Genomic DNA, 17,339 nt, shown 5'->3' on the forward strand with positions numbered 1-17,339 from the left:
TCTAATTAATTCGGCTTCTTCAGTTTGTTAAAGATCGGGCATTGTCTACACAACGCAAACAAAAATCCACGCAGCAATCAATCATGCTGTGTGCGCTTTTGTTTGCACTGTAAGGTGGTGGTGGAGGATGACGGGATCGAACCGACGACCCCCTGCTTGCAAAGCAGGTGCTCTCCCAACTGAGCTAATCCCCCTCTAAACCCGAAATACCGCGTTACATCGCTCCTCGTGTACATGATGTACACGTCGTCGCGCTGCGCCTTGTCTTTCGGCTTTATCTTTTTGTCCCAGATAGCATCTGAAACAAAAATGGATTATCCGTAGTGCTGTCTACAGCACCCAGATAAAAACTGGTGGGTCTGGAAGGACTCGAACCTTCGACCCCTGCGTTATCAACACAGTGCTCTAACCAGCTGAGCTACAAACCCAGTTGACGCTTACACCGCAGTTTTGCGTCTGCGATGTTCTTTCGATCAAAATCGCGTCAATCAAGGCGTGGACCGACGTCGTGTACTTCTTGTACACGAGGAGGTTCGCAACGCTGAGTGACGATGATTTTCATCGAAAGCTTTGCCCTCTTTCAGAACAACCGATAGGTTGTGAGTACTCGACGATCGCCTTCTCTAGAAAGGAGGTGATCCAGCCGCAGGTTCCCCTACGGCTACCTTGTTACGACTTCACCCCAGTCATGAATCCCACCGTGGTAAGCGGCCTCCTTACGGTTAGCCTACCCACTTCTGGTGAAACTCACTCCCATGGTGTGACGGGCGGTGTGTACAAGACCCGGGAACGTATTCACCGCAGCATGCTGATCTGCGATTACTAGCGATTCCGACTTCACGCACTCGAGTTGCAGAGTGCGATCCGGACTACGATCGGTTTTATGAGATTGGCTCCACCTCGCGGCTTGGCTACCCTCTGTACCGACCATTGTATGACGTGTGAAGCCCTGGTCATAAGGGCCATGAGGACTTGACGTCATCCCCACCTTCCTCCGGTTTGTCACCGGCAGTCCCATTAGAGTGCTCAACTGAATGGTAGCAACTAATGGCAAGGGTTGCGCTCGTTGCGGGACTTAACCCAACATCTCACGACACGAGCTGACGACAGCCATGCAGCACCTGTGTTACAGCTCCCTTTCGGGCACCAATCCATCTCTGGAAAGTTCTGTACATGTCAAGACCAGGTAAGGTTTTTCGCGTTGCATCGAATTAATCCACATCATCCACCGCTTGTGCGGGTCCCCGTCAATTCCTTTGAGTTTTAACCTTGCGGCCGTACTCCCCAGGCGGTCAACTTCTCGCGTTAGCTACGCTACCAAGGATTCAAACCCCCAACAGCTAGTTGACATCGTTTAGGGCGTGGACTACCAGGGTATCTAATCCTGTTTGCTCCCCACGCTTTCGTGCATGAGCGTCAGTGTCATCCCAGGGGGCTGCCTTCGCCATCGGTATTCCTCCGCATCTCTACGCATTTCACTGCTACACGCGGAATTCTACCCCCCTCTGACGCACTCTAGCTGTGCAGTCTCCAATGCAGTTCCCAGGTTAAGCCCGGGGCTTTCACATCAGACTTACACAACCGCCTGCGCACGCTTTACGCCCAGTAATTCCGATTAACGCTTGCACCCTACGTATTACCGCGGCTGCTGGCACGTAGTTAGCCGGTGCTTATTCTTCAGGTACTGTCATCCCCCAGCGATATTAGCGCTAGGGATTTCCTCCCTGACAAAAGTCCTTTACAACCCGAAGGCCTTCTTCAGACACGCGGCATGGCTGGATCAGGCTTGCGCCCATTGTCCAAAATTCCCCACTGCTGCCTCCCGTAGGAGTCTGGGCCGTGTCTCAGTCCCAGTGTGGCGGATCATCCTCTCAGACCCGCTACTGATCGATGCCTTGGTGAGCCTTTACCTCACCAACTAGCTAATCAGACGTCGGCCGCTCGAATAGCGCAAGGTCTTGCGATCCCCTGCTTTCCTTCTCAAAGCGTATGCGGTATTAGCTATCCTTTCGGATAGTTATCCCCCACTACTCGGCACGTTCCGACGCATTACTCACCCGTTCGCCACTCGTCAGCGGAGCAAGCTCCCTGTTACCGTTCGACTTGCATGTGTAAAGCATGCCGCCAGCGTTCAATCTGAGCCAGGATCAAACTCTTCAGTTCAATCTCATAGCAAATTTCTGGCACGCAAGATCAAAGAATAAACAAGTACTTCTTGGTCTGTTTACTTTCTCTCTCGCAGTGCAAGTATTTGGCTTTCGCCAAGCACTCACACCTATCGGTTATTCTGTTTTTTAAAGAGCGGTGCAGGTCGCTGCGTTTCGTTTCCGTCGCTGCGTTGTCTGCTGAGGAGGCGAACTATACCGCCCTGCCCCACCCTCGTCAACACTTTGTGCGAAGAAATCTGTAATATTTGCAAATTGAAAATTCAAGTCATTGATTTTAAAAAAACAACCAATCTCACGCGCGAAAGAGCATGGTACAAGATATGGCCGTCCTGGCTTTTGCTCATGATAATGGCGGCTTCCTAACCTTGCCCTAGCCGCCATCATGTCTGCTCCCACCTGGATTTTTGATCTCGACGACACGCTGCATCAGGCTAGCCTGGGCATCTTTGCCCAGATCAGTCGCATGATGAACCTGTATATGGAGCGGCATCTGGATATGTCGGCGGAGGAGGCCCGACAGTTGAGACTGCACTACTGGCATCGTTATGGTGCCACCCTGCAGGGACTGATGCGTCACCATGCTGTGGATGCCGGACATTTCCTGCAGGAGACCCACGTGCTGGATGAGCTGTATCGCTGGCTGGTATGGGAACCATCACTGGCAGCTACCCTGAAAGCACTGCCTGGCCGCAAGATTGTGCTGTCCAACGGACCGCAACACTATATAGAAGGTCTGCTGCAAAAAATGGATATCCGCCGGCAGTTTACCGCCTGCTATGGCATGGAAAAAATGCACTTCCACCCAAAGCCTGACCGGCGCGGCTTTCGCTCTATGCTGCAGGCAGAGCGGCTTGATCCGGCGCACTGCATCATGGTGGAGGATTCTCTACCCAATCTGTACGCAGCAAAATCTCTGGGGATGCGTACGGTGTGGATAAGCCGCCAGAGCCGCAAACCGGCTTTTGTCGATGTGCGGGTCAATAAACTGAGCCAGCTACTGCGGCAGCGCTGGTAGCCATTGCCGCAGCAATCCTTACTGACTTACCAGCGACCTTCAAAGAAAAAGCGACGATAGCGCTCCACCCAGGATGCGATGTGGTGACCGTTGCCCTCCAGCCACTGCGGGTTGTAGTAACTGTTGAGGTAGCGGTTGCCATCGTCGCAGATCAGCGTGACCACCGAGCCGTGCCGGCCATTACGTACCATGTCGCTGACCAGTTCACACACACCGAACAGATTGGTGCCGGTAGAACCACCACACTTACGCCCCATCACTTCTTCCAGGAAATGAATGGCAGCATAGCTGGCCACATTGGGTACGCGGATGACCTTGTCGATAACGGTGGGGATGAAAGATGGTTCGACCCGCGGACGACCGATGCCCTCCACGCCGGAACCACCTTCGCAGCGGCAGTCGGCGTTACCACTGTAATAGCTGTCGTAGAACACCGAGTTTTCCGGGTCGACAACGCAGATCTGCGTCGACAGTTTCTGATAGCGCACATAGCGGCCAAAGGTTGCTGATGTACCGCCGGTTCCTGCACCACAGACAATCCACTCCGGCACCGGGTTCGGTTCCAGTTCCATCTGCTTGAAGATGGTGTCGGCAATATTATTGTTACCACGCCAGTCTGTGGCACGTTCGGCATAGGTGAACTGGTCCATGTAGTGGCCATTCAGTTCTTGTGCCAGGCGACGGGATTCTTCATAGATGGTGGCCGGATCATCCACCAGATGACAGCGTCCACCGTAAAATTCGATGGCGCGGATTTTCTCTGCCGACGTGCCGCGTGGCATGACCGCGATGAAGGGCAGGCCCAGCAAGCGTGCAAAGTAGGCTTCCGAAACAGCGGTGCTGCCACTGGAAGCTTCGATGATGGTGGTGTTGTAGCGTATCCAGCCATTGCACAGGCCATACAGAAAGAGCGAACGCGCCAGGCGGTGCTTCAGGCTGCCGGTCGGGTGGGTGGACTCATCCTTGAAATACAACTGGATCTGCGGCAAGGCAGGAATCTGCAGTGGTATCAGGTGTGTGTCGCTGGAACGGTTGAAATCTGCTTCGATCTTGCGGATGGCTGTGCTGGCCCAATTGCCCATTTTTATCTCCTGAATGCATAAATTTAGAATACATTATTCTATTGCACGGAAATAAAAAAGCGCCTCCACGAGGAGGCGCTTTCTTGCGGCAAAACAAGTTGCTTAGAACTTGGTACCGATACCCAGACCAACAACCAGCGGGTCGATCTTCAGGGTGCCAACTTGAGTGCCGTTGGAAGCCAGGCTCACGTCGGTCTTCATCCAGATCTTTTTCACGTCAACGTTGACGAAGAAGCTCTTGCTGATCGGGAAGTCAGCACCGATTTGCAGGGCCGGACCGTAGCTGTTCTTCTTCACTTTCAGATCAGCATTCACGCCCAGGTTGGCAGCATTCAGACCGGTATTGTAAAAACGGGTGTAGTTGATACCAGCACCTACGTACGGACGGAATACGCTGCTATCCGGGGAGAAGTGGTATTGCACGGTCAGGGTCGGCGGCAGGGTGGATACCTTGCCCAGGCTCTGGTCACCAGTACCGGCGTTAGCGGTCACTTCGTGACGGCTGGTACCCAGAATCAGCTCAGCGCCGATGTTGTTGGTGATCATGTAGGTGAAGTCCAGTTCCGGAACGGTGTCGTCTTTTGCGTCGACACTCTTCAGGCCCAGGGAATTACCCAGAGCAGCGTTGCTCCAGGAAGAGGACGGATTCACGTTGATCACGCGGAAACGCGCGATGATGTCGCCTTGAGCGGCGAAGGCGCTAGCGGAAATCAGACCGATGGCCGCAGCCAGAGCAAGCTTTTTCATTTGTATTCTCCAAGAGTGTAGGCAAGTTCACGGTCTTGGGCTTCTACCGTAATTGACTTTCTAATAGGTCGGCAGTAGCTTGCGACGTTCATAGCGGAGGTTATCCAAACCTTCCGGTCAAAACTTTGCTTAAGATCATGAAACAGTCATGAAATATGCCGACCTGCGGGACTTTGTTGCTCAACTGGAACAGCAAGGCGAATTGAAAAGAATCGATGTACCGGTATCGCCACATCTGGAAATGACCGAAATCGGCGACCGGGTACTGAAAGCCGGTGGCCCGGCCCTGCTGTTCACGCAAGCCCGGCACGATACACAGTCCTATTCGATTCCGGTACTGGCCAATCTGTTTGGTACACCGACGCGCGTTGCCATGGGCATGGGTGCCAGTGACGTCATGCAGTTGCGAGAAATCGGCAAGACCTTGGCTTATCTGAAAGAGCCGGAACCGCCAAAGGGGCTGCGTGAGGCCTGGGACAAGCTGCCCTTGCTCAAGCAGGTATTGTCCATGGCACCCAAGGTGGTCAGCAAGGCGCCTTGCCAGCAGATTGTGTGGGAGGGTGACGAGGTTGATCTGTCGCGCCTGCCCATCCAGCATTGCTGGCCGGGCGATGTGGCGCCGCTGATTACCTGGGGCCTGACGGTAACCCGCGGCCCGAACAAGAAGCGACAGAACCTGGGCATCTACCGCCAGCAGGTGATCGGCAAAAACCGCGTCATCATGCGCTGGCTGGCGCATCGTGGCGGTGCGCTGGATTACCGCGAGTTCCGCCAGCAGAACCCGGACAAGCCCTACCCGGTGGCCGTGGTGCTGGGCTGCGACCCGGCGACCATTCTGGGCGCTGTCACTCCGGTGCCGGATACCTTGTCCGAATACCAGTTTGCCGGCTTGCTGCGCGGCAGCCGTACCGAGCTGGTGAAATGCATCGGCTCTGACCTGCAAGTACCGGCACGGGCCGAGATTGTACTGGAAGGCCATATCCATCCCGATGACATGGCGCTGGAAGGCCCGTATGGCGACCATACCGGTTATTACAATGAGCAGGACTACTTCCCGGTATTCACCATCGACCGCATCACCATGCGCGAAAATCCCATCTATCACAGCACCTATACCGGCAAACCACCGGATGAGCCTGCGGTACTGGGCGTGGCACTGAACGAAGTATTCGTGCCCATCCTGCAAAAGCAGTTTCCGGAAATTGTCGATTTCTACTTGCCGCCGGAAGGCTGCAGCTATCGCATGGCGGTCATCAGTATCAAGAAACAATATCCCGGCCATGCCAAGCGCGTGATGATGGGTTGCTGGAGCTTCCTGCGCCAGTTCATGTACACCAAGTTCATCATCGTGGTGGATGACGATGTGGACTGCCGTGACTGGAAGGAAGTGATGTGGGCAATCACCACCCGCATGGACCCGGTACGCGACACCACGCTGATCGAACACACGCCGATCGACTATCTGGACTTCGCCAGCCCGGTATCCGGACTTGGCGGCAAGATGGGACTGGATGCCACCAACAAGATGCCTGGCGAAACCAGTCGCGAATGGGGTGTGCCCATCGTGATGGATGACAGCATCAAGCAGAAGATTGATGTTTTATGGGCGCAACTGGGACTTTAAATGGACTGTCATCCCGGCTTGCTTACTGTCAGCCGGGAATGCCTGTTATCATCGCCGCGTCATTTAGTTACTGGAGTCATCATGTCTGATCTGCACAACCCCAATTCCGCCCAGCGCCTGAAGCGCCTGAACCATCGCCAGCGCAAGAAAATGCGTGTGGGCGAATACCGCGAGCTGGGTTTTCACCTGATCGCCACCATTGCCGCAGGTGTGGATGCAGATGCCCTGCTGGACGACTGGCTGAACTGCATTGATGAAGCTGCCATTAGCTTCGGTGGTCATTTTGATGGTAATGAAAGACTGGAAGGCGTGGTATTCCCGGTGGGCGAAGTTGCCATTACCGAAGAAATCCGCGCCAAGCTGGTTGCCTGGCTGCAAGCACGCAGTGAAGTATCCAATGTGGAAGCTGGCGAGCTGATCGACCTGTGGCACACGGTGTAAGCACACTGTGCCATACAAAAAACCGGCCTGGTGCCGGTTTTTTTACGTCTGCATATCATTGAAGACAAAGTCAGGACAGCTTGCGGAATACCCGGTACCCCACATACAGCCAGGTTTCCCGTGCCAGGAATTTCACCTTGTTGCTCCAGCTGACATAGCGGCTGGATTCGGTCGGTGCCGGTGCGGCGGCCATGCCCAGATCATGGGCCATCAGCACGGCACGGCGCATGTGCAGCGGGTCGCTCACAAGCAAGAATGAGCGGATGCCAAAGGGCGATGCCAGCTTGTGGGCGTTTTCCAGATTCTGCCAGGTGGTGCGCGATTCGTTTTCCGCCAGCATGGCCGTCATCGGCACGCCCTGGCGCAGGGCAAATTCACGACCGACATCGGCCTCGGTAGGATAGCCGGGCTCCGGCGTGCCGCCGGTAAACACAATCCAGCGCACCCTGCCCTGCTTGTACAGCGTCACTGCATGGTTGATGCGTTCACGCAGTACCGGTGAGGGTTTGCTGCCCCAAGCCGCGGCGCCCAACACCAGGGCGGCATCGGCAGGTTCGGTGGCGGGCTGGTCTGCGTAACGTGCGATGCCCCAGGCCATATAGCCAAAGCCGAGCAGCACCAACAGCACGGCCAGCAGAAAACCTTTGAGCATCAGACGCAAATAAAGCATGAAGCAGTGGCGGCAGCGGGAAATAAAACCTGATTGTAACCCCGTTGTCCTGCGGATGGCAGCCGTTGGCGTCAGAGGGCATGGTCATGCTGCGCCGGATGAACGTGGCAAGAACCGCCCTGCTGCTTACTTTTCCAGCTCCCAGATGGCGGCCTGCAGTGACTCCATGCGCTGACTCAGTGCCAGCTGGGCGTCCGCCAGTGCCTGGTTATAGATATCGCGGCCAATCTGCTGAGCGACAAATTCCAGCAGGAACTGGGCATCAAAACTGCCGATTTCAAGTTGCAACTGGCTGGACAAATAAGACTGCAGGGCAGGTGCCAGTTGTTGCAATTGTTGCGGGCTGAGCGTGACGTGCGCGGTCATGGGGTGAATCCCGGGTTGCAGGCCCCGCATTGTGCCTTGCAGGAAGATGGCTGCAAAGCAATTGTTCTACGCCCTTGACTCAATTTCAGCGCAAGAGGATGCGACCCAGATCGACCAGGCCTTGCAGGCAGAGCCTGCCACCTTGCTGCTGCAAATGCTGGCCGGAACGGTAGCAGGCACACTCGGCCAACAGCGGTGGCAGCGGCTCCTGACCCAGTTGTAACTGAAGCTGGCCATTGTCGTGCAACAAGGTGATGGCATCGGCGGTGGCACGCCGGGCCAGCCGGGCCAGTTTGTCACCGGCAGGGGCCGGGCTGCTAAGCACCCGGCCGGAATGGAAGAAGCCAGCGCGCAGGACTTCTTGCTGACTGCGGCCATGTGCCGTCAGGCAGGCCAGCCAGCGCGGACTGACTTCCAGCCACCAGATCAGGGCTTGTATCATGATGAACTCCATTGTGCACTGCACAATATTTTATACATCGCCAGCCGCTGCGAGACAAGCAGTAAAAAAAATGGCCGGGTATTTACCCGGCCAACACAGGAAAGTCGGTACCGGACAAGTACCGACAGCAGAACACCGTTAAGACAACCAGCGCGGCTGGGTCAATGCTTCGGGCAGCAGGGCTTCGTCCAGCTGGGCGCGCTGCATCAGCCCGCGTTCCAGCACGATATCGTAGACACTGCCACCGGTGGCGTGCGCCTCGGCAGCCACAGCGGTGGCGGCGGCGTAGCCGATGATGGGGTTGAGTGCGGTCACCAGGCCGATGGAGTTCAGTACATCAGCACGCAGCTTGGCCTCATTGGCGGTAATGCCCTTCACGCAGTGCTCGGTCAGCGTGCTGCAGGCGTTGGCCAGATGGCGCACGCTGCGGAACATGCTGTAGGCGATGACCGGCTCGAAGGCATTCAGCTGCAACTGGCCGCCTTCTGCCGCCATGGTGATGGTCATGTCGTTGCCGATCACTTCAAAAGCCACCTGGTTGACCACTTCCGGAATCACCGGATTGACCTTGCCCGGCATGATGGACGAACCGGCCTGACGCGCAGGCAGATTGATGTCGCCAATACCGGCACGCGGGCCGGAGGACAGCAGGCGCAAGTCATTGCAGGTTTTGGACAGTTTGACCGCCACGCGCTTGAGCACGCCGGAGAGTTGGACGAAAGCGCCGCAGTCCTGGGTGGCTTCGATCAGATTGGGGGCCGTCATCAGCTTGAGGCCGGTGAGTTCCGACAGATGCAGGCACACCAGACGGGCATACTCCGGATGGGCGGTAATGCCGGTGCCGATGGCGGTAGCACCCAGATTGATTTCCAGCATCAGCGCACGCGCTTCGCTCAGGCGTTGTTCGTCTTCACCCAGCATCACGGCGTAGGTCTGGAACTCCTGACCCAGCGTCATCGGTACGGCATCCTGCAATTGGGTACGGCCCATTTTCAGGATGTTCTTGAATTCTTCCGCCTTGGCCGCAAAGGCTTCGCGCAGCACGAACATGGTGCGTTGCAGACGCAGCACACCCCAGTAGGTGGCCAGGCGCAAGGCGGTGGGATACACGTCGTTGGTGCTTTGGCCCATGTTGACGTGTTCGTTGGGGTGCAGCTTGTCGTACTCGCCCTTGCCATGGCCCAGGATTTCCAGCGCGCGATTGGCAATGACTTCGTTGGCATTCATGTTGGTGGAAGTACCGGCCCCACCCTGAATCACATCCACCACAAACTGATCATGCAGCTTGCCTTCCACCAGCTCTTCACAAGCAGCCACGATGGCACGGGTACGCACTTCGTCCAGCAGGCCCAGATCGCGGTTGGCCAGGGCTGCCGCTTTCTTGATTTGCGCCAGGGCGACAATCAGGTCGCCATAGCTGGCAATGGTCTGGCCAGTAATGGGGAAGTTTTCCACGGCACGCAGGGTGTGGACACCCCAGTAGGCGTCAGCCGGAACGGCGCGATCGCCAAGCAGGTCGTGTTCGATACGTGTGGACATGCAGCAGCCTTTGTTGGTGGTCTCCGTCAATACGGAGCGATGGGGGCAGACTGTAGGCTGGCAACGGGGGGATTGGCCAATTCCGATTCGCAATCACATCATGCAAATTTTGCATAACCATGCGAAACAAGGGATGAGAATGCCGGCTGTCAGCCCGACAAGCCCCTCGCTGCCATGCCGCTACAGCAGTGCCTGGGAGCAAACCGGTCAGGGTTGGCGCTGGTAACTGACATCACCCACCTTGAGCAAATGGTACTGGCCATGCTGATAGCGCAGCACGGTAATGCTGCTATTGGGGATATCGCTGTGCTTGGCCTGCCCTGGCAGCAAAACTTCCAGAATGGTGAGAATGGCGCCGCCATGGCTGACCACCAGGACATTACCGCCGCCGGCCACCATGGCCTTGTCCACGATATCCTGCATGGCAGCACGCAACCGGGTGGTGATTTGCGGGTAGGTTTCCGCCCAGCCGCGCGGATCGGCGTCATGGATGGCCTGGGCAATGGCGCTGTCGCTCATCTTGCTGGTGAATTCCGGCCAGTTTCCCCACTGTGGATCAAACTGCATGCCCTGCCTTGCAAATAATGGCGTCCACATTTCGGCATCCGGCCGGCCCTCGAAGCTGCCGTAATTCCACTCGCGCAAGCGCTCGTCTTCTTGTACCGGCAGTTGCTGCTGCCGCCCCTGCGCCAGCACGATGCGGGCAGTGCTGCGTGCGCGTCCGAGGTCGCTGCTATGCACGGCAATGAAGGGAATGGATGCCAGACCACGGCCAGCCGCCTGTGCGCCTGCCACACCGGCGGCAGTCAACGGGGTATCAGACCAGCCCTGTACCTGATTGGTGGTATTGAACATGGTTTTGCCGTGGCGCAACAAATAGATGTCTACCACCGGCTCATTCGCAGCGATTGCCAGATGGCAAAGCAGCAGGCTCACACAGCAAACCAGCCATGACATGAATTTCATTTCATTCCCCTGGGCACGGTTACAGGACGCTGCAGATGTTAGGTAATCGCGTATACCGTGCCAGCAGGCAAGTGCCGAAATGTCATGCGGTTTACTCCGAAACACCATGCACCTACCCCTATGGAGGGCTTTGCCGTCGGAACATTCAGCCTGGTTCAGGCGCTGCGCGCTTGCAGATGACTACACCGGCTGTGCGCTGCTGGCCAGATAGTCCCAGAAGGCATCCAGCTCGGGACGGCTGCGCTTGGTGTCACGGTACAGGCGCACTTCCATGTCCACGCTCCAGCCACTGGGGGCGGCCAATACCAGCTGGCGGGAACGGACTTCACGCTGCACCGAGCTGGTTGGCAAAAACGCCACGCCATGCCCTTCCAGCACCATGTTTTTCAGTCCCTCGGCCATGTCGGTTTCGTAGCGCAGCGACAGGAAGGTGGGTTCAGGCGCCGCCTCCAGGATCAGGTCGGTCATCAGGCGGAAGTAGGCATTGCTGGCATAGCCCAGAAACGGCAGCGGCTGTGCGGCTGTGCCTGGCAGGGCGTAACGTGGCGTGTGGTCGGGATTGCTGCGCACATAGGGCCGCAGGGTTTCCACCCCCAGCCGCAGGCCGCTGTAGCGCGGATCACTAAAATCCACCGGCTGTTTGGGGTGGTGATAACACATCAGCAGATCGCAGCCACCCTCCACGAAAGCCAGCAAGGCATCGTGCACATTGCTGGCCTGCAGGCGGCAGGATAGCGGGCCAAAACCCTGCTCCATGCGGGTCAGCCATTTGGGAAAGAAGGAAAAAGACAGGGTATGCGGTACGGCCAGGCTCAGCGTGCCGGCCGGCAAGGGTTGCAAACCGCGTAACTGGGCGCGGGTGCTGTTGATTTGCGCCAGCATCTGTACCGCCTGTTCGCGCAGCAACTCGCCAGCCGCCGTCAGTCGGGTGGGATAGGTGGTGCGGTCGATCAGGTCGGCGCCGAACCAGCTTTCCAACGACTTGATACGCCGGGAAAAGGCCGGCTGCGTGAGGTGGCGGATCTCGGCAGAACGGGTAAAGCTGCCGGTATCGGCCAGCACCAGAAAATCTTCCAGCCAGCGGGTTTCCATTGACCGACTCTCCCCTATTGCATGACATGATTTGTTTTTTTAAATCAGCCAACTAATCAGACAATTCCCGGTCAATTCAGGCTGAATTTGATATTTTACAAGGTTGTACTGCGCATTGCCCCTACAATGCTGCAAAACCGAAAACTGTCTGACAATGAGAATCACACACACTATCTGGCGTGGCGTGCTGGGCCTGTTGCCCGGTGAAATTGCCAGCAACGAAACCGGCTGGCTGCTCAGCCCCCATCAACACATGCCCTTGCTGCAACAGCGCCGCGCGCTGATGCTGATCAATCGCGTACGCTTGTTTGCCTTGTTGTTTGCCCTGCTCACGCCCTTGTGGATTGTGGTGGACGTGCTGACCTTGCCTGCCGCGCTGTGGGAACGGTTGGTCACCATGCGCCTGCTGGCCACCGTGGCCTTTGCCGCCCTGGTGATGTGGTGTCCGCATGATGGCCGTCTGTTGCGGGCCTACCAGGGGATGGCTACCTTGTTTGCCATTCCCACGCTGTTTTACATCGGTTCGCACTTGTTGCTGACCCAGCATCATCTGGAGGGTATTTCAGCCGCCATTGGCACCGGCTATGCATTTTTGCCCTTTGTGCTGCTGGCCGCTTTTGCCATTTTTCCGCTGACTTTGCTGGAAAACCTCGCTTTTGTCATGCCGGTATTGCTGGCCTATGCGCTGGCCTGGGTCATGGACTGGTCGGTTGCCAGCTGGCCCTCGTTTGGCGGGGAGTTCTGGCTGCTGTCCTTGCTGGCCGGGGTATCGGCGCTGGCCGGCATCAGCCAGTTGGCCTTCATCATTGCGCTGGTGGGACAAACCATCCGCGACCCGCTGACCACGGCTTTCTCGCGCCGCAGCGGCATCGAAATGCTGGAACTGCAACTGGTGAATGCGGAAAGAAACCAGCTGCCGCTGGCCATTGCCTTCATCGACATGGATCACTTCAAAAGCATCAATGATGTGTTTGGCCATGCCGCAGGGGACAAGACCCTGAAGCTGCTGGTGCAGCAAATCCAGCAAAACATGCGCCGTGGCGATGTACTGGTGCGCTGGGGCGGGGAGGAGTTTTTGCTGTTGATGCCCAATACCGACCGGGTGCAGGCGGAGATTGCGCTGGAGCGGCTGCGCCAGCAGGGCCTCGGCCAGCGGCCGGATGGCAGCCCGCTGACGGCAAGTATCGGCCTGGCCGAGCGCCTGGCGGACAAGTGCAATGCGCGCCGCCAGCTGGTGGAGCTGGCCGATGCGCGCATGTACCGTGCCAAGCAGCTGGGGCGCAATCAGGTGGTCAGCCGCTAGGCGGCCCTTGTTTTATCCCTGTTGCAGTACCACCCAGTCCTGGGTTGCCGGAGCGGCGCGGAATTCGTGCACCACCTGCTGCATCAGCGCAAATGCCTGTGCGCCATCCAGCGCGCGGCAGGCCTCATCCAGCTGCTGCATGAAGTGTTGCAGCTCCTCTGCCGGCAGATGGTATTCCTGTGCCCGCAGGATGCGCGGGTGATCGGTGGGCAGTACGTTGTCGCCGATCAGCAGCTCTTCGTACAGCTTCTCACCCGGACGCAGGCCGGAGAAGCGGATTTCGATATCGCCGCCCGGATGCTTGTCGTCACGCACTTCCAGCCCGGACAGATGCACCATGCGCCGCGCCAGTTCGGCAATTTTCACCGGTTCGCCCATGTCCAGTACAAACACGTCCCCGCCCTCGCCCATCGCCCCAGCCTGAATCACCAGCTGGGCTGCTTCCGGAATGGTCATGAAGTAGCGGGTGATGTCCGGGTGAGTAACCGTCACCGGTCCGCCAGCCTTGATCTGCTTCTTGAACAGGGGCACCACCGAACCGGAGCTGCCCAGCACATTGCCAAAACGCACCATGACAAAACGGGTGTTGCTGCCACTGGCATGACGGCCCTGCAAGGTGAGTTCGGCCAGCCGCTTGGTGGCGCCCATCACATTGGTGGGGCGTACCGCCTTGTCGGTGGAAATCAGCACGAAGGTGTCCACGCCGCAGTCTTCTGCCGCACGTGCGGTGGTATCGGTACCAAAGGCATTGTTGACGATGCCGGCCACCGGATTGTGCTCCACCATCGGCACATGCTTGTACGCTGCGGCGTGATACACCGTTTCCACGGCAAAGCTGCGCATGATCTGGCACAGGCGGGCATAGTCGGTGACCGAGCCCAGCAAGGGCGTGCGCGGAATGTCCGGTGCCAGCTGCGACAGTTCCTGATCGATGGCGTAGAGGGCAAATTCCGTCAGTTCGAACAGCACGATGCGCGCCGGATTGTTGCGGGCAATCTGCCGTACCAGCTCGGAACCGATGGAACCACCGGCACCGGTCACCATCACCACCCGGCCCTGGATGTTGCGGGCCAGCAGTTCGGGACGCGGTGGTACCGGGTCGCGGCCCAGCAGGTCTTCGATTTCCACTTCCTTGAGTTCTTCCACCCGCGCTTCGCCCGATACCAGGTCAGCCATGCCGGGCAGACGCTTGATGGGTATGCGCAGGTGTTCCAGCGACTCCAGAATCTCGCGCTGACGGCCACGGCTGACCGAGGGCATGGCCAGCAGGATGCAGCTGGCGGCGGTTTCCTCGATCAGCAGCGGCAAATCTTCCGGCGCATGTACGGTCAGGCCGCGGTAAGTACGCCGCCAGCTTTCCGGATTATCATCGACAAAGGCCATCGGCCGGTATTCCTTGCCTGCCTGCAAGGCCAGCATCAGCTGTACACCCGCCTGACCGGCACCATAGATGATGACGTGTTCACGCGGGGCATCCACTGAATCGATCCGCCGTACCAGGCCGCGCAGCACAAAGCGGCTGCCACCGATATAGGCCATGGCGAACATCCAGAAAATGATGATGGAGGAACGCGGAAACGGCGCAATGCGCGCCATCACGATCACCGCTGTCAGCACCAGCACCGCCAGGCTCACCCCGGTGAACACGGTGTAGACGATCTTGTCGTCCAGATACTTCAGCACCGCGCGGTACAGCCCCAGTTTGACGAAGATGGGAATCACCCACAGCGGCGGCACGATGAAGATCCACAGGTAGGGGTCGAGCTTCGGGTCCCAGTAGCCGCCCAGGCGCAGCACCACGGCGCTCCACAGGGCCAGCGGCAGCAGCAGCGCATCCATCAGCGCCAGCAGGGCCATCTTGTTGTGACGGGAAAAGGTCAGCAGTTTGTCTAGCATGTCGAATCGACTTTCACGGCCATCAGCGCAGCACGATTTTCAGCAAGGTGGCGAAGATGATGCGGATATCTTCCAGCAGGCTGTGGGTTTGCGCATAGCGCACGTAATAGCCCAGCTTCTCCGGCAGGATCTGTTCGATATAAGCGCGCTCCGGGTCAGCCGCGCGGCCCAGGATCTCGTTTTCATCAATCATGCGGATGGAGGCCCAGTCGGTGATGCCGGGGCGTACCGACAGCACGATGTCTTTGACTTCATCCGGGTAGTGCGCCACATACTTGGGCACTTCCGGGCGCGGGCCCACCAGGCTCATGTCGCCGAACAGCACGTCCAGCAATTGCGGCAGTTCATCCAGCTTGCTCTTGCGCAAAAAACGCCCGGCACCGGTGACACGGCTGTCCGCACCCACGGTCAGCTGGCCCTGCACTTCGGTATTCACCTGCATGGTGCGGAATTTGTGGATGCGGAACAGCATGCCGCCCCGCCCTACCCGCACCTGGCGGAAAAACACCGGGCCGGGGGAATCGAGCTTGATCCACAAGGCAACCAGCAGCAGCGGCCCGGCCAGCAGCAGCAGGCCGATGCTGGATGCAATCAGGTCGAACAGGCGCTTGAGCAGTGCCGACCCGGCACCCGGCGGACGGCAGCATGGCGGTAACAAGGCCGGGCCTTCACCCGGCGCTAACGGCTTGCGCTGACTCATGCGCCCAGGATCTCACGCACGGCGGCAATCACGCGGGTCTGATCGTCCTCGGTCATGCGGGTGTACAGCGGCAGGGTGACTTCGGCCTCGAAGGCGGCATCCGCCACCGGGAAGGCGGCACGGTCCAGCTGGTAGCCATCGCACCATACCGGCTGGCGATGCAGCGGAATGAAGTGTACCGAGCAGCCAATGCCCTTTTCCGCCATGCGGACGATAAAGTCATCTCGGCTGATGCCGGCTTCCGGCTTGATGCGTACCGGGTAGAGGTGCCAGGCATGGCGATCCCCGGCATGGGCGGGGCGGGCCGGCAGGATCAAGGGCAGATCGGCCAGTTCGCGGTCGAAACGCTGGGCCATGACTTCGCGCTTTTCGCGGAAGGCGACAATCTTCTTCAACTGGTGGATGCCCATGGCAGCGGCAGTGTCCGGCATATTGTATTTGAAACCGGGGGCGATCACTTCGTAGTACCAGGCCGGGGTCTTGGACACGTAGCGGTCGAAGGCGTCCCGGCTGATGCCATGCAGACGCATGATCTTGCAACGGGCAATGATGTCCTTGTTCTTCGATACCACCATGCCGCCTTCGCCGGTGGTCATGGTTTTGTTGGCGTAGAAGCTGAACACGGTGACGTCCGAATCCAGCGTGCCCACCAGCTTGCCCTTGTAGGTGGTCGGCAGCGCGTGCGCAGCGTCTTCCACCACTTTCAGGCCATGTTCGCGGGCGATGGCGATGATTTCGTCCATCTCGCACGCGAGGCCGGCAAAGTGCACCGGCATGATGGCGCGGGTTTTCGGGGTGATGGCGGCACGGATGGCAGCAGGGCTGATATTGAAAGTGGCCGGGTCCACATCCACCACGACCGGGTCCGCGCCCAGATAGCGCACCACTTCGGCCGTGGCGGTAAAGGTGTAGCTGGGGACAATCACTTCATCACCCGGCTGGATGCCGATGGCTTCCAGCGCCAGATGCAGGCCGGCGGTGGCGGAGTTTACGGCAATCGCTTCCACGCCTTCGCCGATGAAGGCAGCAAAGTCGGCTTCGAACTGCTTGGTCTTGGGGCCGGTGGTCACCCAGCCGGAACGCAGGGCGTCGACCACTTCATTGATTTCGTCTTCACCGATATCCGGCAGGGCAAAGGGCAGGAATTTCTGTTCGCTCATTTTCGTCATCTTCAATAGGCGTCGTTGTTCATGGCTGGCAGCCGACGCATGGTTGCCAGTCGCGTATCCGGTCTTGTCAGCGGCGCTTGGAGCGGCTAACAAAATAGCGTAGCGGCTCTGGGACAAGG

At 58.2% G+C, this 17,339-nt stretch carries 15 protein-coding genes, 2 tRNA genes and 1 rRNA gene; 4 read left to right on the forward strand and 14 right to left on the reverse strand.

Features of this window, described 5'->3' with window-relative positions:
• Positions 1 to 118: 118 nt before the first annotated feature.
• From DKK66_RS05170 to DKK66_RS05180, 3 genes are all read right to left on the reverse strand, one after another.
• Positions 119 to 194 (reverse strand) — tRNA-Ala (locus tag DKK66_RS05170).
• A gap of 157 nt (positions 195 to 351) precedes the next feature.
• Positions 352 to 428, reverse strand: a tRNA-Ile gene (locus DKK66_RS05175).
• 199 nt (positions 429 to 627) lie between these two features.
• Positions 628 to 2,163, reverse strand: a 16S ribosomal RNA gene (locus DKK66_RS05180).
• A 387-nt stretch (positions 2,164 to 2,550) separates the two neighbouring features.
• On the opposite strand from DKK66_RS05180, the gene DKK66_RS05185 reads away from it, so the two are divergent.
• Positions 2,551 to 3,183, forward strand: a complete 633-nt coding sequence (locus DKK66_RS05185; RefSeq protein ID WP_207389852.1) for a pyrimidine 5'-nucleotidase — start codon at positions 2,551 to 2,553, stop codon at positions 3,181 to 3,183.
• A gap of 26 nt (positions 3,184 to 3,209) precedes the next feature.
• Here the strand turns inward: DKK66_RS05185 and DKK66_RS05190 are convergent, their stop codons facing one another.
• Both DKK66_RS05190 and DKK66_RS05195 read right to left on the reverse strand, forming a co-directional pair.
• Positions 3,210 to 4,265 carry a PLP-dependent cysteine synthase family protein gene (locus tag DKK66_RS05190; protein ID WP_131356046.1) on the reverse strand — a complete coding sequence of 352 codons (1,056 nt, stop codon included), beginning with the start codon at positions 4,263 to 4,265 and terminating at the stop codon, positions 3,210 to 3,212.
• A gap of 102 nt (positions 4,266 to 4,367) precedes the next feature.
• Positions 4,368 to 5,012, reverse strand: a complete 645-nt coding sequence (locus tag DKK66_RS05195; protein WP_131356048.1) for an OmpW family protein — start codon at positions 5,010 to 5,012, stop codon at positions 4,368 to 4,370.
• Between the two features lie 148 nt (positions 5,013 to 5,160).
• Between DKK66_RS05195 and ubiD the strand changes: the two genes are divergently transcribed.
• On the forward strand, positions 5,161 to 6,636 hold the full coding sequence (gene ubiD / locus DKK66_RS05200; protein WP_131356051.1) for a 4-hydroxy-3-polyprenylbenzoate decarboxylase: 1,476 nt from the start codon (positions 5,161 to 5,163) through the stop codon (positions 6,634 to 6,636).
• An 81-nt stretch (positions 6,637 to 6,717) separates the two neighbouring features.
• A complete protein-coding gene (locus DKK66_RS05205; RefSeq protein ID WP_131356054.1) occupies positions 6,718 to 7,077 on the forward strand; it encodes a YggL family protein in 360 nt (119 codons plus the stop codon).
• A 70-nt stretch (positions 7,078 to 7,147) separates the two neighbouring features.
• Here the strand turns inward: DKK66_RS05205 and DKK66_RS05210 are convergent, their stop codons facing one another.
• The 6 genes from DKK66_RS05210 to DKK66_RS05235 all read right to left on the reverse strand — a co-directional run bounded on the left by DKK66_RS05210 (position 7,148) and on the right by DKK66_RS05235 (position 12,152).
• Complete coding sequence (locus tag DKK66_RS05210; protein ID WP_045848855.1) at positions 7,148 to 7,747, reverse strand: YdcF family protein; 600 nt, start codon at positions 7,745 to 7,747, stop codon at positions 7,148 to 7,150.
• Between the two features lie 126 nt (positions 7,748 to 7,873).
• The gene (locus DKK66_RS05215) at positions 7,874 to 8,113 is read right to left on the reverse strand and encodes a DUF2164 domain-containing protein (protein WP_045848861.1); all 240 of its coding nucleotides are present in this window, start codon (positions 8,111 to 8,113) and stop codon (positions 7,874 to 7,876) included.
• 85 nt (positions 8,114 to 8,198) lie between these two features.
• Positions 8,199 to 8,555, reverse strand: a complete 357-nt coding sequence (locus DKK66_RS05220) for a hypothetical protein (protein ID WP_131356057.1) — start codon at positions 8,553 to 8,555, stop codon at positions 8,199 to 8,201.
• Positions 8,556 to 8,693: 138 nt separating this feature from the next.
• The gene (gene aspA, locus DKK66_RS05225; protein WP_131356060.1) at positions 8,694 to 10,094 is read right to left on the reverse strand and encodes an aspartate ammonia-lyase; all 1,401 of its coding nucleotides are present in this window, start codon (positions 10,092 to 10,094) and stop codon (positions 8,694 to 8,696) included.
• Between the two features lie 207 nt (positions 10,095 to 10,301).
• Complete coding sequence (locus DKK66_RS05230) at positions 10,302 to 11,060, reverse strand: histidine phosphatase family protein (RefSeq protein WP_165494106.1); 759 nt, start codon at positions 11,058 to 11,060, stop codon at positions 10,302 to 10,304.
• Between the two features lie 180 nt (positions 11,061 to 11,240).
• Positions 11,241 to 12,152 (reverse strand): LysR family transcriptional regulator, encoded by a 912-nt coding sequence (locus DKK66_RS05235; protein ID WP_062790835.1) that lies wholly within the window; start codon positions 12,150 to 12,152, stop codon positions 11,241 to 11,243.
• 154 nt (positions 12,153 to 12,306) lie between these two features.
• On the opposite strand from DKK66_RS05235, the gene DKK66_RS05240 reads away from it, so the two are divergent.
• Positions 12,307 to 13,455 carry a diguanylate cyclase gene (locus tag DKK66_RS05240; protein ID WP_131356066.1) on the forward strand — a complete coding sequence of 383 codons (1,149 nt, stop codon included), beginning with the start codon at positions 12,307 to 12,309 and terminating at the stop codon, positions 13,453 to 13,455.
• Positions 13,456 to 13,467: 12 nt separating this feature from the next.
• Here the strand turns inward: DKK66_RS05240 and DKK66_RS05245 are convergent, their stop codons facing one another.
• The 3 genes from DKK66_RS05245 to DKK66_RS05255 are packed head-to-tail and all read right to left on the reverse strand — an operon-like array spanning position 13,468 to position 17,211.
• Entirely contained in the window at positions 13,468 to 15,351 is a 1,884-nt protein-coding gene (locus DKK66_RS05245) for a nucleoside-diphosphate sugar epimerase/dehydratase (protein WP_045848849.1), read from the reverse strand.
• A 22-nt stretch (positions 15,352 to 15,373) separates the two neighbouring features.
• The gene (locus DKK66_RS05250; protein WP_131356069.1) at positions 15,374 to 16,051 is read right to left on the reverse strand and encodes a sugar transferase; all 678 of its coding nucleotides are present in this window, start codon (positions 16,049 to 16,051) and stop codon (positions 15,374 to 15,376) included.
• Positions 16,048 to 17,211 (reverse strand): DegT/DnrJ/EryC1/StrS aminotransferase family protein, encoded by a 1,164-nt coding sequence (locus DKK66_RS05255; protein WP_131356072.1) that lies wholly within the window; start codon positions 17,209 to 17,211, stop codon positions 16,048 to 16,050. Before DKK66_RS05255 ends, DKK66_RS05250 begins: the two co-directional genes overlap by 4 nt.
• Positions 17,212 to 17,339 lie beyond the last annotated feature (128 nt).

Origin of the sequence: Aquitalea sp. USM4 (genome assembly GCF_004328945.1) — a bacterium.
In the GTDB taxonomy this organism is placed as follows: Bacteria; Pseudomonadota; Gammaproteobacteria; order Burkholderiales; family Chromobacteriaceae; genus Aquitalea; species Aquitalea pelogenes.